Below are 16,044 nucleotides of genomic sequence, written 5' to 3' on the forward strand. Positions count from 1 at the left end.
AATTTTATTGAAGAATTGAATATTGTCCATTATTAATTGAAACAATAGGAGAAACTCATGTCCAAGTGTGAAATCTGTGGTAAATCCGTTCAATTTGGCAATAATGTTAGCCATTCAAATAGAAAAACAAGGAAAATCTGGCGACCTAATGTTAAAAGGATCAGGGTGCTGGAGAATGGACGAGCACTTCGAAAGCATGTTTGTACTAGATGTATTCGATCTGGAAAGATAGTAAAAGCGATATAGATATAGTTAGACCTCTTTTGATATTATCTGTATTCCCAATAAAAAACAAATCCTATGGAAAGGAGAAATGTTTTTACTGAGGTGAAGTATAGGAGGTTTGTATATGTAATAGTCTTTACAGCAATTATTTACCTAACCCTTCCCTTCGCTAGGTTGATATCAGAATACTTACGAACCCATAATCTACTAAAGCATTCCATTTATATACTCATAGCAGTATTTATTGTTATCTGCTGTTACCTGATTTTCAGATACATTGGATATAAACTAATAAATATAATTACTATTTTGTTGTTTTTTACAATCTATGTGCTGATAATTCAAAGGTATGATATTATTGTGGAAAAGCTACACTTTGTTGAATATGGAATTCTTTCCTATCTTATTTATAATTCCCTGACAGAGCAGTTGAGTTCACGATTGATCTATCCAGTGTCATTTATAATTCTTACTATTATTGGATGGGTGGATGAGATCATTCAATATTATCTACCAGATAGGTTTTATGACATTAGGGATGTTTGCCTAAATAGTCTGTCTGGATGCCTTATCCTAATTCTAATCTATATAGTTGAAAAATTGAGAGATAGATCTTTCGATATAGGTAGAAATTGAAATATTATCTCTAAAGTAGACTTATGTAGCCAGAAATATTGATTATTATAAGGAATAGAGAAAAAAAGAGGATGGCGCTAATAAAAATAATCGGGGAGAGGAAAATCATCACAGATTCGGCAAAGCTGATTCGATGAATCTCTGAGATGCCCTGAATAATAATAAGGGCTTGCCAAATGAAGACTAGGATCGAAGAGAATAAATAAAAGAAGATTGGCGCAAAATGCAGCACCTTGAAAATGATGACTATAGGCAGGAGAAAAATTCTTGGGAATAGAGAAAATATTATTACATTGATAATATTCTTTGCATTGCCATTATAACCCCGAATCTGACAAGCTAGGTCAACTAAAGAAGCTGTAATAGCAATTATTAAAGATAGAATAAAAAAGGCGAGAATCCATCCATAGGTAATCTTATAATAAAAGAATAGATCCTCTTTCCCAAGAAGTGAAATAGTAATTATTTCTATGATTGAAACAGCAGCCACAACCGAGATGCTGAGAGGGAGTGTCTTTTTCTCCTCCTTAGTAATGATATTTATAAGCCTTCTCGGTTCTACCAGTGTATAGTAAAAATAGTCGACCCATATTAGTGATTTAATATAATCCATCATGGCACGTAACGATACTCTAGTAATGAATACTCATTATTGATTATCCTATCCTGCAAATTGATATCCCTTGTGAATTTTTTTTCAATCGACATTATTATACGCTCCAGTGGGGTCCTTACTTCATCATATACAGCAGAATCTTGTGGTAGTTTTGCCATTTCTCTTGCCTTATTTATTGCATCCTCAAGGTTGCCTATTGAGTCAACGAGGTTGTGCTTGACAGCGCGCTCCCCATCCATTACCCTTCCGTCAGCAAAGGGCTTGATATCAGAAATAGGCATGTTCCTCCCTAAGGAGACATCCTTCAAGAACCTATTGTAGGAAGAGTCAATCATTCTTTGAATAATATCCTTCTCTTCCTCACTGATGTCTCTATATAATGAGAGCAAATCCTTGTATTTCCCACTCTTAATAACGTTCATTTTTATGCCTATTTTATGAAAAAGCTCCTTTAGATTTGGAGAAACAGCAATAACACCTATGGAACCTGTAATTGATCCATAATTAGCTAATATATGGTTGCAGGCTGAAGCGATATAGTAACCACCCGAAGCTGCCACATCGCCTATTGATGCAATAAGAATAATATTCTTCTGTTTGAGTTTTATCAATTTTTGATATATCTCCTGAGTTGCACCAACGGTGCCTCCAGGAGAATTTATTCGAACCACTATGGCCTTAATATTGTTATCCTTCCCAAAATCATCCAACCTCTTAACAATGCTATCTGCTCCAGAGTCCATCCCCAGTAGGTGACCTCTGTCATTTGCTAATCGGATGGGTCCATATATCCTTATTATTCCAACACCGGGTCCTGTTTCTGGAGTTGATATGGTGAATAACTCCTGTTTGGTCTTGTCCATGTTGAGACCAATATCAATAATTGCGAGGATTGAAGAGAGGGCGACCAATGTTAATATTGATAAGATGATTTTTCGATTTTTATCCATAGATTGTTATCCTCGATTATCTGTTTAAATCTCCAGGGCCTGCTGTTAATAATTTGCTAAATTATTTATAAAAGAAAAATTGTATAGGGTTGTTACCCAACTAATGTTATAGCACAATCGTAAAGTATTATATAAATAGTAGCAAATATATTTTTAATTTAATAAGGAATAATAATATCAATCCCTTTCCCAAATATTACTTAATCTCATTGTAATCCCTTAAAGAGTACCATAATCCCCATCATGAGGTTGAATCGTAGCGTTTCCAAAGGGAACTCGCTTCATTTTTTTTGGTTAATTTTTTACTTGTTTGAGCCATAAGGAAATGGTGAGATAAAAAAAGGATGTCTTCATAGAAGTAATTCTATCGGACATCCCTCTTTTATATGACCACTAATATAAATGTGAATGATAGCAACCCCGGCAACGCCCTACTCTCCCACACCGTTACCAGTGCAGTACCATCGGCGATGAAGGGCTTAACTTCTGTGTTCGGAATGGGAACAGGTGTTTCCCCTTCTCTATAGTCACCGGAGCATAAATGACTCTGTTGAATGGAGGTTATTAAAATAGATTTGGCCTTTCTTTGTCAATAAAAATTGTTGAAAATATAAATTTTTTATTACTTCTCAAAAATACTCTACTCGCTGGTGGCGCAATTTTAGCATTTATGTTAATTATTGAGAAGATGCAATCATTTCAGTTAATTCTCAATAATCCTGAAATGTTAATAGTTCTCCTCAATCCTTCACCTTGGAGGAGGATGGAAGAATCACTTGTTCTCACGGTATAGGTATAAGAATGTCCTTCAATAGAATTATAATAGTGAAGAATTGAAAATATTGCAAGGAAATACTAATTGATGATTGAAGTCATGTTGCTGCCGGATTAACTGAGCAATGAATCTCAGATGTTTTAGTTATAATAGTGTAGAATCATTATCTAAATTGACAAAAGGAACATTTTGTAATAATGATGTTCTATTCAAATAGATTGATCTTGGGAAAGAAGATGGCTAAACCTGTTATACCCATAAAGGCAAAACTATTTATTGGTGTTATTGCAAACTCAGATGATGTTTTGAATCAAGCCGAGAGGATCATTGAGAAAAAATTTGGTAAGATCGATTATAAAACCAAGAAAATACCATTTTCACATACTGAATATTATTCATATATGGGCTCAAATCTGTTCAAGGTGTTCTTTTCATTTCACAGGCTGTTTAAGAGGGAAGATATTGTTGTAATAAAGCTTTTGGCCAATAAGCTCGAAAAGAAGATATCCGGGAATGAGAAGAGAAGGGTCAATATTGATCCTGGCTATCTGACGCTTTCAAATGTCTATCTTGCAACTTGTAAAGATTTCTTTCATAGGGTGTATATCGGAAGGGGGGTCTATCTAGAAAATGAGTATAAATATGTTGGGAAAAATTTTCAACCCTGGGAATGGACATACCCTGATTATAGGAAACATGAGTATCTTGATTTTTTTTATAATATGAGGAAGCTATATCGTAAACAGATAAAAGAGGGCTAATATGCTTCCTAAATGATGATCCAACTGATTTTTATCACCTAATATTTGTAATAATCATCTGTTTCATATCGAATATCAGCTAACTTTCTCTTCTCAATGCTGCGTAGATATTTCTTCAGGGTCTCATTGTTCGGATCATCCTTAATAAGCTTCTTGATTGTATCAATCGCCTCGTTATATCTTCTCAGTTCCTTTAAGCACTGGGATATCCATATTTTTAGGTCTGTGTTCTCGGGATTTTTCAATTCAGCTTTCTGATAAAATGAGAGGGCATTTTCATACTCACCATGTGATTGATATATCCTGCCCAATTGAGTAGCTGCTTCGAAAAAATTGTTTTTTATCATCAGCGCTTTCTTCAGATTTTTAGTGGCTAGGCTCATCTTTTTCATCTCTAAATAGGAAAGTCCGATAAAGAAGTAAGTTGAATGAGAGTTTTGATTAAATATGAGTGATTGTTTTAGGTAATCAATAGCTTGAGAATATTTATTCTGTTTATACATGATAATACCGAGTTTGTGATATGCGCTGCCAAAGTTTGCCTTGTACTTAATAGAATTCAGCATATAGGTGATTGACAGGTCATATTCTTCTGTCTTATAGTATAAATTGCCTAAATTGTAGTGAATAAATGGATTATATGGATTTGCATTCAGGGCCTTAATTAAATGTTCTTTTGCAAGATGATATTTATGCAGCCTGCAGTACAGGCTTCCCAGGTTGTTTCTGGCTTTAGAATAGGCTGGATATAATTCAATCGCCTTTAAATAGTGCTCAATTGCAATGAGATATTCACCCTTGCTCTCATACACCACAGCCCAGTAGTAATAATATTCTCTATCCTTTGCCTTGGGATATTTTTTTGAAAAATTCTGAAGTATGCCTTCAATAACATTATATTTATTATTCAAAAGGTGTTTTTTAATTGTTGCATAGCTTTTATTTTTCTCATACTCAAAAAGGAGATTTGAATCCATATCTGTAATAATGTATTCACTCTCATCTTCTTCTGCCACTTTGTCTTCCTTTATTGCTATTGCTTTTTTCCCATAGATATGATCATCCTCTATATTATTTTGCTTTATCCCCTTTTCATTATTTGATTGTTGAATCAGCTTTTTTTTATTTGTATCAACCCTTCTCTTTTCCGAATTGGAGATTCCATAACATATAATTGAGGTATAAAAGAGGAAAGTGAAGATGCCTGCTGTTTGAAAAAAACAACTCATAACCCGTTATCCTATTTGTTGAGATTTGATTAAATACCGATCCTAAATAAAGATCTGTAACTGAATTAATCCATATTTATTGCCCGAACCCTTATTGTGATCGCCCATGGGATATGCAAATTCACTCTTGATATTTGTGTTATGTCCATTTAAAAAGTAGTTGATCCCTCCTATAATATGAGAAGATTCTCGGTCTTGGATCTTATTATTCTGTATTATAGCTCTCTCCTCAACCTTCCTATAGTATTTTATTACCGGTTGAATTCCTTTTGCTATGATAAGTCCTGTCTGGATTAGGTATATTTCCTGATTGATAAAACCACGATCATATATTTCACTTTCTGATGATGAAAAGAGGCGATAATCACTCATAACAGGATTGTTTTTAACTTTCACATAGGCTGCCTGGAGTGTGAAAATACTACTATCCCTTGCTCCATAGTCTATTGTGAGATCAACCGTCCAGGCTAAATAATTTTTCAGTCTATTATCATGTCTACAAACATCTTGTTGTGAATCCAGGCCGAATCCAAAAGAGAATATTTTTCTCTTCCCAAGATAATTTCCGCTATAGAAGAAACCTGTCTCCGGATCCATCAAATTAAATTGCACCCTTCCAGTATACCTGAGATGATCGTCTGGGTTTTTATTATATTCATCAACCACGATGCCTGTATCATCTGTCACTTCTATCAATTCCTTTGACTTCCCCTGCCATACACCTATTCTATAATCTATGAATCCCTTTTTGCCTATGGGGTTTTCAAACAATAAACCCCTTATCTCAAGCCCTGTGTCTCGCCAAACACTAGAGTAGCCATTGAGGGGGACTACTGCTGAAATTAAGTCAATACCCAGTGGGCTAACCTCGGACTGCCTGTTGTGATGCATAAAGGGTAAAAGCATAAGCCCAAGGTCAATCTGCAGCCCATCGCTGATCCTATAGTTTATAAATGCGCTCTGAGTGAATAGATTATTGGACCCATCATCTGAATTCTCATATATATCATCACTGTTTTTACCAGCATTTATATCATTAGTTTCCATAAAGAAGGCAACATTTTTTGTAATCTCTCCATTTAGGATGATCCGTGATCGTCTCAAGAAAAAACTCTTCTCCAGAGAGCTATCGCTGGGGGTCTCTAATCCTTCCTGATAAACCTCTGTAAATTTGCCCTGTGCCTGTAAGAGGAAGTGGAGTGAAATCCATTGATTATTCCCAAAGGTGAACCGTTTTATTCCCTCCTCCTGTGCATTTACCTGTATTGTGATCAGCGCTATAATAATGGTATACGGTAATAGGTTAATGATTTTCATTCAGGGCTCCTCCGAAGTAGTTGTGAAAGGATTTAGATATCATCATATTATGGAAATATTCCCAAATCGATTACCCTTGTCAAGTTTCATTGCTAAAAGATTTTATTAATTATACAGAATTGAAATTGAGCAAATTCCATTCATCATGGTGGATAAGGGATGGGTGGAATATCCTATCTGGTAATTATGCTACAAAGTGAGATCCTATTACATTAAAATCAATCTTAATTATTAAAATTTTTAAAAAGGGGTAAGATCTGAAAGGGAACAAAAATCCTTCTAGGTATTTGATCATGCAAATTAACTAAATTTGCATTAAATGAGATTTTACCCATTCAACTAGTTGCTCGATGGTTAAAGTGTGGATGGATTAAACAAGAAAATTGATAAAACATAATTCATTATTTTCATTATTATATAATGCGCAGATTCCATCCTCCACTGCGCCAACAGTAATTACATAAATCCTATCCTCTTGGAGTTGAATCCTTTGGGAGGGTTCTAATACTAAATTTTTTATAGAATCATTCTTTATCTCAATCACCGACGTTTTATGCGAGTGTCCCCTGAAAATGATATTGAATGGGGGATTATTGCCTTTTATAATGGGAAGGTAGTTGGCAATTGGTTGACGTGTCGCTGCTGGCCAGTCTTGAGGGGTAGAGTGTGTAAAACAGATATTACTCAGGGTAATAGTGTAGGGTAATTTTTTTAAGAATGATATACTAGAATCTTCATGAGTATTAGGGTGATTTACCAGATATTCGGATATTATAGAGCACTCATTATTCCCCTTAACCGCTTTGATTTTATATTTATTGAGGATCTCTACAGCGGTATCCATCTTTTCTGGCATAAGTGAATCACAGATATCACCCAGATGAATGAGTTCCTCTGCCCCCAAGTCTAAAAGGATATCTATTGCCCTGGTCATTAGCGAGTACTTGCTGTGACTATCAGCGATGAGGCCAATTATTCCTTTCTCAATGTTAATCGATGACATAGCGTATTTGTATACTACTATCCTAAGTATGATACTCTTACTGATTTGTTATCCCTTAGAATTATTAGTCAATAATTTTATAAAGACAGGATAATACTTCTTGTCTATTATATGAAATTATATACTACAATCCTTAAATTTGCAAAGATATATAGGTATAGCTGTATAGTGATAAATAATAATCATTGACATATAGGCTTGATAGTATATAAATTGAACATGTAGGATTGATACCCTCCATTACTATATGTTATGATTCATGTTAAAATTCGACTCACCCCTTCGGCCAGGATGCCTGAATATAAGAGCAGAGGTTCTTCAGGAGCTGATATTTTTGCATCTCTCAAATCCCCTATTAGCATAGCTCCAGGCAAGATTGCTCTAATCCCAACCGGTATATATATTGAACTTCCAGAAGGCTATGAGGCGCAGGTTCGACCGAGGAGTGGTCTGGCGTTGAAGCATGGCATAACTCTATTGAATACACCTGGGACAATCGATTCTGATTATAGGGGTGAAGTAAAATTAATTATTGCTAATTTTGGCAAAACTTTTTTCGTTGTGGAGGATGGCATGAGAATCGCGCAGATGGTCTTTTCGCGATTTTATAGAGGAAATTTTATTGAGGTAGACCAAATCAGCATAACAGAAAGGGATGAAGGAGGATTCGGACACACTGGAATATGAAACAAGGGAATAATAAGAGCATAAGGATAATCCCTCTCGGTGGTTTGGGGGCTATTGGTAATAACATGACAGTTTTTGAGTATATGGATGATATACTCATTGTGGATGCAGGGATAATGTTTTCAAGGGATGATATTCCTGGTATCGATTTTTTAATACCTGATTTTTCATATGTAAAAGAAAATAGGCATAGGGTTAAAGGAATAGTTATAACCCATGGACATGAGGATCATATTGGGGCAATTCCATTTTTGCTACAGGAGATTTGTGTTCCAATATATGCTACAAAGCTTACACTTGGCCTTGTCATGAGCAGATTGGAGGAGAGACCCCCTAAGGATGAGCCTACACTTATTGAAATTTCTCCACGCGACCGTATCAGTATTGGCAACTTCTTAATAGAGTTTATCAGGGTAAATCATTCCATAGCAGATTGTGTGGGATTGGCAATTGAGACGGACATTGGAGTAATAATCCATTCGGGGGATTTCAAGATAGACTATTCCCCAGTGGACGGATTGGTCACAGATATTTATCAATTTGCAAAATATGGTGAGAAGGGTGTGTCGCTTCTTTTATCTGATAGCACTAATTCAGAGAGAAGAGGACATACGAGTTCTGAGAGTATTCTAAGTGAAAAACTGATTGATATATTTTCACTCTCAAAGGGAAGAATATTTGTAGCCTCCTTTGCTTCTAATATACATCGAATACAACAGGTATTGAATGCTGCCTATAGGTATAATCGAAAGGTTATCCTTTCAGGAATATCTATGCAGAAGAACATTGAAATCGCCTATAAACTTGGGTATTTATCATATAAAGAGGGTTTAATTATAGACATTAAGGAGGCATACAGCCTTCCAGGTAAAAAACTTGTAGTGTTATGCACCGGAACCCAGGGCGAGCCTATGTCTGCTCTCAGCAAGATGTCAAATGGGAATCATAAACATTTTCGCATAGGTGAGGGTGACACTGTAGTAATCTCTGCTTCAGTAATACCCGGTAATGAGATGATGGTCAATGATGTGATAAATTCTATACTCAGGATGGGAGCGGATGTATATTATGAGCCTGGAGAGGATATACATGTTTCTGGACATGCATTTGAAGAAGAGCTGAAATTGATGATTTCCCTCACTAAGCCAGAATACATTATGCCAATTCATGGTGAATATCGTCATCTTAAGGCCTATGCAAAAATAGCGGAATCACTTAAGATAAAACCCTCTAAAATAATCATAGCAGAGAATGGACATATTTTGGAGCTTTCCGGGAAGGGTCTTAAGAAGGTTGGGGAGCTGGATTTACGAAGAATATATGTTGATGGAACAGAGACTGGAGACATTGAGAGTGGGATTATTAAGGATCGGCAGGTGATGGCAAGGGATGGAGTCATTTTTATAACAGTGTTATTATCACATAATAAGCTCAAGATGGACCCCATGGTTGTGGCAAAGGGATTTTCAGGATACAACAAACAGGATATTCTAGAGATAATAGGCATGTGTGTAAAAGAAGAACTTGAAATACTCCTTTACGAGGGTGTTGAGGTTGATAAGATGCCCTGCCTCATGAAAAATAGTGTAATCAATCAGGTGTTCAGATTAACCAGCAGGAGCCCCCTGGTTGAACTTCGGATTATTGAAGATGAACATTCAGAGGGAATATAATATATCCAAATTATACTGCTCTCATCTTTAATTGATTGAGAAGAACCAGTTAGGATCGATCAACTATTTCAAATCCTTTTATCATTCTACCCTTACAATATATATTGGGCAGGGGCCAATATTAACCCTAAGTTGCGATGAGGTTGTGATTGCCTTCTCATCGCCTCCCAGCATATCAAAGACTCTATATTCTCCTGATTCGCAGGGTATTTCCACTGTAATCGGACCCTCAACATTCCATGCAACAATAACTGAAGGTTCTCCTGTAACAGTTGTATCAGGATCAAATGTATAAGCATAATATCCATAGGAATCAGGAAGATCGTTTTCTCCATAACCTCCATCATTTACTGCACCGATTAATTTTGGATTTGGCATAAGGTTAATCATATTATTTACAGCATAAGTTTGTTCCCACCATGAACGATCGTCATTATTAAAAAAACCGCCATTAAAGGTATCTGAATCACTTACGAACATGATATGTGCCCTTTCAACACCTAGCCGCATTGCAATTAAATATAATCTAGATACATATGCAGCCTGCAATCTTTCTGTAACAGATTCATGTTCATCCGCGTCATAATGACCCACATCACGATGCCAGCCAACTTCTGTATACCAGACAGGTTTATCCCCATTTCCAAAATCCTCCATACTTTCCCTAATCTCTGAATGGGAATTTGGAGGGGAATAGCTGTAACTTGAAAGCAGATGCTCAGTATCCGGTGCCACATCATGGGTGTATGGATGAGTAGAAAGAATATCATAGTAATTTGCATGGCCACCATGCTCTACTAAATTTTCATGCACTGACTGAACAAATGATTTCCTCCAACCCTCTCCATCATTATCAGCATTTGCTGCACTCACTCCACATACTCCGGGCGCTACAACCTTAACATCATCCCAAGCAGAATTTGATCTGATATGATTATAAGCTCCAATCAGCAATCTTGCATATAGATCTGCTTTACCCTCCTTATCAAGGCCATCCCAGTATTCCCCGCTTAATAGATAATGAAGATTCGGCTCATTCCAGATCTCCCAATGCAGAATTGGTCTGTATGGCAATTCTGGATATTCATCAAAAAATGTTCCGCCTGGCCCATATCTATTCATCATTACATCAAGAACATCTACATAGCCATCAATAAAAGCTTGATCATCCTCTATATTGAAGAAATCAGGTTCCTCGCCATCCCCATAATCTGCCCTTGTTTTTTTACTCTTTAGCGTATATATCGGTTCATAATTGCCGTTTTCTAATAATCCGACCATTGTTTCATCAAGTGCATCATCTATCTCTAATGTATCAGGATCCATTGCATGATGAAATCCACCAACACGAACCGATTTCCAGCCAACATCATTTATATCATCATATCGATGATACCAATCTCCCCAGCTTGAATACCATGTATATAGTCCATAAACTGGTAGATCCGGCGCAGGTTTATTGATAATGTCATCCAAGGGGGGAAAATTCTGTATAATGCTGGTATCGGTGTCGCCATATCTCTTTTCAATATCCGTTGGTTGGTCAAAATCGCTTCCTGGGGTCTTAGTAGCATCCTTCACTTCATTAGAATATCCTGAATCACCAAGACTGCTAAAGGCTTTAATTCTATAATAATAACTTGTGCCAGCATCCAGGCCACAGTCATTGAAGGAGGTTTCGTCCCTGGCAACTCCAGCGATCTCCCCATAGCCACCTGGAGTGCCGTTATAATCCGGCGCCCTCTCGATTTTAAAACCATCCTCATTGTCCGAGTTGTCCTCCCAACTCAGATCTATCTGGCTACAGGAGATTACCGATACCTGGAGATTTGTGGGTGGTATAGGTGTGGGATTAGATGGATTGACATTATTACATCCAAATATCATGAAAAAGGAGATAACTATAATAATTAATAACAATTTCCAAATCAAAGTACTATATGCTAAATTTTCATTTATTGATTTATTCATTTCAACCCCCATAAAATATTTTAAATTTTATGGATTGGGAGAATCGAACAGGATCAACCTAAACTAATAAAATAGCTTGGAATCTGATTTCAATTTTCAATAATCCCAATCCCCAGCCTCCAAGATGGGCATAAAGCAATAATCCATGATTGGAGGTCTTAATTATTTATGTTATCAACTATTTATTAATCTGCCTCGCTCAATCGGTTATCCTTGCGCATAACCACTCTTGATTATGCTCATGATAGGTAACACTAACATCGAGCCCTTTGTTTTTAAATTATGTTTTATTTGTAATGATTATATCATATTGGATATAATGAAAAATCGTTAAATATAAATCACTGTAGTTGTAATGTCAAGAAAAATTTATGCATATAGAAGTTTCATGAGGAATTTTTTATTTCTAAATTTAGTTATTTACATCAGGATCAATAAATACATAAATTGTCTAAAATTTAGGGCGTTATTCAGGGGGTAACATGAAGAAAATTATATTTGCATTATTAATGATGATTTCATTTATCATCTCGCTTCCATTGTATTCAGCAGAGAAGCTAACTGTGGCTGTTCTTGATTTGACTGCTAAGGGTGTTGACAATAGGATATCCTTCGCTGTTTCAAATATAATCAGATCAGAATTCGTGAACATCGGCAACTTTACTGTTGTTGAGAGATCGCAGATGAAGGCTATTTTGGATGAACAGGCTCTGCAGATGACAGGGTGTACTGATGCTGACTGCGCAGTTGAATTTGGAAAGATCTTATCAGCAAGAAGAATCGTTGTTGGCGAGGTTAATTCAATAGGCAAGTCAATAATAATTACAGCAAGATATATCAATGTTGAATCAGGAGCATCGCTCTTTTCAGCAAAACAGGAGAGCGGGTCTCTGGACGATGTTGCTGATGCCGCATCAGTCCTTGCAAAGGACCTTGCCAGGAGGATTGTATCTGGTGACAAAGAGATAATCACTCCAATAACTCCCCTTGGTTATTATGCAAGATCCAGCGTGCCCGGCTGGGGACAGCTTTTCGTGGGCCAGGATACTAAAGGATACGCATTTATGGGAGGATTTGTCGCAACAGTCGGTTTTGCTGTATATGGATTGATGAATTACAGCTCCAAACAGAGCGATTACGATGATCTGTCCAGAGGCGCCTCAAAGGACACATTCGATAAAAAGTATGACGATGCTGAAAAAGCAGGATACTTGGCAGCAGGCGCAGTAAGTCTTGCCGCTCTGGTATATATTGCCAACTGGGTGGATGTTCTCTTCTTCTCCAAGCCAGACTTTGAAACAGATAAGAGTGTTGATAGCGCAGAAAACAGGATTAAGCTGGATATTGCTTTTACAAACTCTGAGAATATTCCTGCATCTGGCAATCATTCTGTAAATTTAGGTGTATCATTGCGATATTAAGGGGTATAAGAAAGGCACAAAGCTGCAAAGGCACAGAGGCACATAGGGGAAGAGATTTGAATGATGAAAACCTATAGGGATCTCATCGTCGGGCAGAAATCGATGAATTTAGTCACAGTAATTTTGTACATATATAATATTATTTAACTTAATTTTTTAAGCTTCTTCATCCCCTCCCCATTAAATGGGGGGGGTAGGGTGGGGTGAGTTGAAATGAGTAATAATTTAACACTATTAGCAAAAGATTTAAGAAAAAATTCAACAGAAGCTGAAAAATTAGTATGGAAGCATTTAAGAGCAAAACAATTCAATGATTTGAAATTCAGAAGACAACAACCTATTGGAAGATATATTGTCGATTTTGTATGTTTCAGCAAGAGGATAGTAATTGAATTAGATGGCGGACATCATCTTGTTGAAAAGGATAAAGATAATGAAAGAGATAGATGGCTTGAATCTCAAGGATTTAGAGTATTAAGATTTTGGAATAATGAGGTATTTAAAAATATTGAGGGTGTTTTATTAGAGATATCAAAATATTGCTCTTAATCACCCTTCCCCATCCCCTCCCATCAAGGGAGGGGCGAAAGTTAGATTTCAGAAGTATAAACATCTAACTATGTTAATCAGATTTACTAGAATGAATGTGTAAATAAAGCAGGGTACTGTTTCTCTGCTTCAACATCTTTACAACTTATAACAACACAATCAAAACAAGGAGAATATCGCAATGAAAAAATCAAGGTATATCTTAATTGGAGCTTTACTTGCGATGGCATGTATAATCACAACATGCTATTTCCAGATGGAGAGGGATAACATAAACGACTGGGCAGGGGATAACTATGTGCCAGAATATCCCACACCAGGCTTCAGCGGAGTCATCACCTTTACTGATATTTTTTCAACTTCTCTCACAGTCAACTGGACAAAGGCCTCTGATCTTGAGACTGCACAATCCCTGCTTCAATACAAGCTAGTCCGCTCATTATCAAATAATATCACTACAGTTTCTGATGCAGAGGCAAACGGCACACTAGTGATGGACTGGACAGCGGATACAACTTCAATTAATGTAACTGGATTGACTATGGGCATGGAATATTATTTCAACATACTGGTAAAGGATGAGTATGGCAATACGTCTGCATATACAAGCTCCTTTCTGATACTGAATCCAATACCAGAGGAAGTAAAAAGGCTTATTGCTTCAGATGGTGAAGCTGATGATTGGTTTGGAGCATGTGAGATATCAAGTGATGGCTCTACAATTGTTGTGGGAGCTAATGGTGATGATGTTGAAGGAAAAGATGATCATGGCTCAGCATATGTTTTCGTAAAACCAGAAGGAGGCTGGGGGGATGTTACTGGCTATGCAGCCAAGCTCATCCCGTCTGATGGTGAAATTGGCGATCGGTTTGCCTATACTGGTCTTTCAATATCATCTGACGGTTCAACAATTGTAATCGGCATTATGGAGCAAACAAGTACTAAAAGACCAATATATGTCTTTGAAAGACCCTCTGCTGGTTGGGTAGCATGGACTACCTGGAATGGAACATCTGGAGATAAGGAATCAGCAAGACTCTACTCCTCTGATGGTGTCATAGGAGCATCAGGCAGTCGTTTTGGATGGACAGTGTCAATATCTTCTGATGGTGAAATTATTTCCGCAGGAGCTCCTATGGCTATTGTAGATGGTAAGACTTCTCAGGGTTCTGCATATATATTTGAAGAACCATCAGGGGGATGGGCATCATGGACTACCTGGAATGGAACAACAGGAGATAGAGAATCAGCAAAATTAACTGCCTCTGATAGTGAGAGCGGTGTATATCCTCAAGGAGATAAACTTGGATATAGTGTATCCGTATCAGATGACGGATCTACAGTTGTGGCAGGTGCGTATCTTGATGATGATCTTGCCGGACAAACTGATGTGGGCTCTGCATATATATTTGAAGAACCATCAGGGGGATGGGGATCATGGATTACATGGAACGGTTCAACAGGTGATATAGAATCAGCAAAACTAACCGCCTCTGATGCAGGAATAAATGATCGCTTTGGCTCCAGCACATCCATACTGTCTGATGGATCTGGTGTTGTTATTGGCGCACCAACTTCCTCAAATAATAATACAGGTTCTGCTTATATATTTCTCAAGACAAATTCTGGTTGGGAAGATGCCACTGAAAATGCAAAAATAACTGCTTTTGGCGCTGACAGCGAACAAGATGATTATTTTGGTCATAGGTTATCTATAGCATCTAGTGATCTTTCTTTTACTATTGTCGTAGGCGCTATGACGGTTGATATTGAACCAAACAATGATCAGGGAGCTGCTTATATTTTTGAGGTGTATAAGTAGTTTTACGAATTATTGACAGATACTTGCTCTATTACGAAATGAGTAATAATCAAACAATGATGAATAAGTGATAAAGATCAAGCAATCCAAACAAGGAGAATATCTCAAATGAAAAAATCAAGAAATATCATAACTCTAGTTTTGCTTGCGATGGCATGTATAATCACAACATGCTATTTCCAGATTGAGAGGGATAACATAAACGACTGTGCAGGGGATAACTATGTGCCAGAATATCCTACGCCAGGCTTCAGCGGAGTCATCACCTTTACTGATATTTTCTCAACTTCTCTCACAGTCAACTGGACAAAGGCCTCTGATCTTGAGACTGCACAATCCCTGCTTCAATACAAGCTAGTCCGCTCATTATCAAATAATATCACTACAGTTTTTGATGCAGAGGCAAACG

At 37.0% G+C, this 16,044-nt stretch carries 15 protein-coding genes and 1 rRNA gene; 9 read left to right on the forward strand and 7 right to left on the reverse strand.

The window, feature by feature from the left end:
- The first annotated feature begins 57 nt into the window (after nt 1-57).
- Both rpmB and SVZ03_05330 read left to right on the forward strand, forming a co-directional pair.
- Complete coding sequence (rpmB, locus tag SVZ03_05325) at nt 58-246, forward strand: 50S ribosomal protein L28 (protein ID MDY6933631.1); 189 nt, start codon at nt 58-60, stop codon at nt 244-246.
- 54 nt (nt 247-300) lie between these two features.
- Nucleotides 301-861, forward strand: coding sequence for a VanZ family protein (locus SVZ03_05330; GenBank protein MDY6933632.1), 561 nt, complete (start codon nt 301-303; stop codon nt 859-861).
- A gap of 10 nt (nt 862-871) precedes the next feature.
- Here the strand turns inward: SVZ03_05330 and SVZ03_05335 are convergent, their stop codons facing one another.
- From SVZ03_05335 to rrf, 3 genes are all read right to left on the reverse strand, one after another.
- Nucleotides 872-1,477: a YIP1 family protein gene (locus tag SVZ03_05335; protein ID MDY6933633.1), complete on the reverse strand. Its 606-nt coding sequence runs from the start codon at nt 1,475-1,477 to the stop codon at nt 872-874.
- On the reverse strand, nt 1,474-2,427 hold the full coding sequence (gene sppA, locus SVZ03_05340; protein ID MDY6933634.1) for a signal peptide peptidase SppA: 954 nt from the start codon (nt 2,425-2,427) through the stop codon (nt 1,474-1,476). The genes SVZ03_05335 and sppA overlap by 4 nt, the downstream gene beginning before the upstream one ends.
- 418 nt (nt 2,428-2,845) lie before the next feature.
- Nucleotides 2,846-2,962, reverse strand: a 5S ribosomal RNA gene (gene rrf / locus SVZ03_05345).
- Nucleotides 2,963-3,438: 476 nt separating this feature from the next.
- Here rrf and SVZ03_05350 point away from each other — a divergent pair.
- Nucleotides 3,439-3,963 (forward strand): DUF4416 family protein, encoded by a 525-nt coding sequence (locus SVZ03_05350; GenBank protein MDY6933635.1) that lies wholly within the window; start codon nt 3,439-3,441, stop codon nt 3,961-3,963.
- A gap of 38 nt (nt 3,964-4,001) precedes the next feature.
- Here the strand turns inward: SVZ03_05350 and SVZ03_05355 are convergent, their stop codons facing one another.
- The 3 genes from SVZ03_05355 to SVZ03_05365 form a co-directional block, all read right to left on the reverse strand.
- Nucleotides 4,002-5,192, reverse strand: a complete 1,191-nt coding sequence (locus SVZ03_05355; GenBank protein ID MDY6933636.1) for a tetratricopeptide repeat protein — start codon at nt 5,190-5,192, stop codon at nt 4,002-4,004.
- 42 nt (nt 5,193-5,234) lie between these two features.
- The gene (locus tag SVZ03_05360) at nt 5,235-6,509 is read right to left on the reverse strand and encodes a hypothetical protein (protein MDY6933637.1); all 1,275 of its coding nucleotides are present in this window, start codon (nt 6,507-6,509) and stop codon (nt 5,235-5,237) included.
- Nucleotides 6,510-6,879: 370 nt separating this feature from the next.
- A complete protein-coding gene (locus tag SVZ03_05365) occupies nt 6,880-7,512 on the reverse strand; it encodes a metallophosphoesterase family protein (GenBank protein MDY6933638.1) in 633 nt (210 codons plus the stop codon).
- 252 nt (nt 7,513-7,764) lie between these two features.
- On the opposite strand from SVZ03_05365, the gene dut reads away from it, so the two are divergent.
- Nucleotides 7,765-8,199, forward strand: a complete 435-nt coding sequence (gene dut / locus SVZ03_05370; GenBank protein MDY6933639.1) for a dUTP diphosphatase — start codon at nt 7,765-7,767, stop codon at nt 8,197-8,199.
- Nucleotides 8,196-9,872: a ribonuclease J gene (locus tag SVZ03_05375; GenBank protein MDY6933640.1), complete on the forward strand. Its 1,677-nt coding sequence runs from the start codon at nt 8,196-8,198 to the stop codon at nt 9,870-9,872. Before dut ends, SVZ03_05375 begins: the two co-directional genes overlap by 4 nt.
- An 81-nt stretch (nt 9,873-9,953) precedes the next feature.
- Here SVZ03_05375 and SVZ03_05380 read toward each other — a convergent pair whose 3' ends face one another.
- Entirely contained in the window at nt 9,954-11,843 is a 1,890-nt protein-coding gene (locus SVZ03_05380; protein MDY6933641.1) for a fibronectin type III domain-containing protein, read from the reverse strand.
- A 482-nt stretch (nt 11,844-12,325) separates the two neighbouring features.
- On the opposite strand from SVZ03_05380, the gene SVZ03_05385 reads away from it, so the two are divergent.
- The 4 genes from SVZ03_05385 to SVZ03_05400 form a co-directional block, all read left to right on the forward strand.
- Nucleotides 12,326-13,264 carry a CsgG/HfaB family protein gene (locus SVZ03_05385; GenBank protein ID MDY6933642.1) on the forward strand — a complete coding sequence of 313 codons (939 nt, stop codon included), beginning with the start codon at nt 12,326-12,328 and terminating at the stop codon, nt 13,262-13,264.
- Nucleotides 13,265-13,477: 213 nt separating this feature from the next.
- Nucleotides 13,478-13,813: an endonuclease domain-containing protein gene (locus tag SVZ03_05390; protein ID MDY6933643.1), complete on the forward strand. Its 336-nt coding sequence runs from the start codon at nt 13,478-13,480 to the stop codon at nt 13,811-13,813.
- A gap of 181 nt (nt 13,814-13,994) precedes the next feature.
- Nucleotides 13,995-15,635, forward strand: a complete 1,641-nt coding sequence (locus SVZ03_05395) for a hypothetical protein (GenBank protein MDY6933644.1) — start codon at nt 13,995-13,997, stop codon at nt 15,633-15,635.
- A 108-nt stretch (nt 15,636-15,743) separates the two neighbouring features.
- A partial coding sequence (locus SVZ03_05400) for a hypothetical protein (protein MDY6933645.1) occupies nt 15,744-16,044 on the forward strand: 301 nt, incomplete at its 3' end.

This window comes from Spirochaetota bacterium (assembly GCA_034190085.1).
Lineage (GTDB): Bacteria > Spirochaetota > UBA4802 > UBA4802 > JAFGDQ01 > JAXHTS01.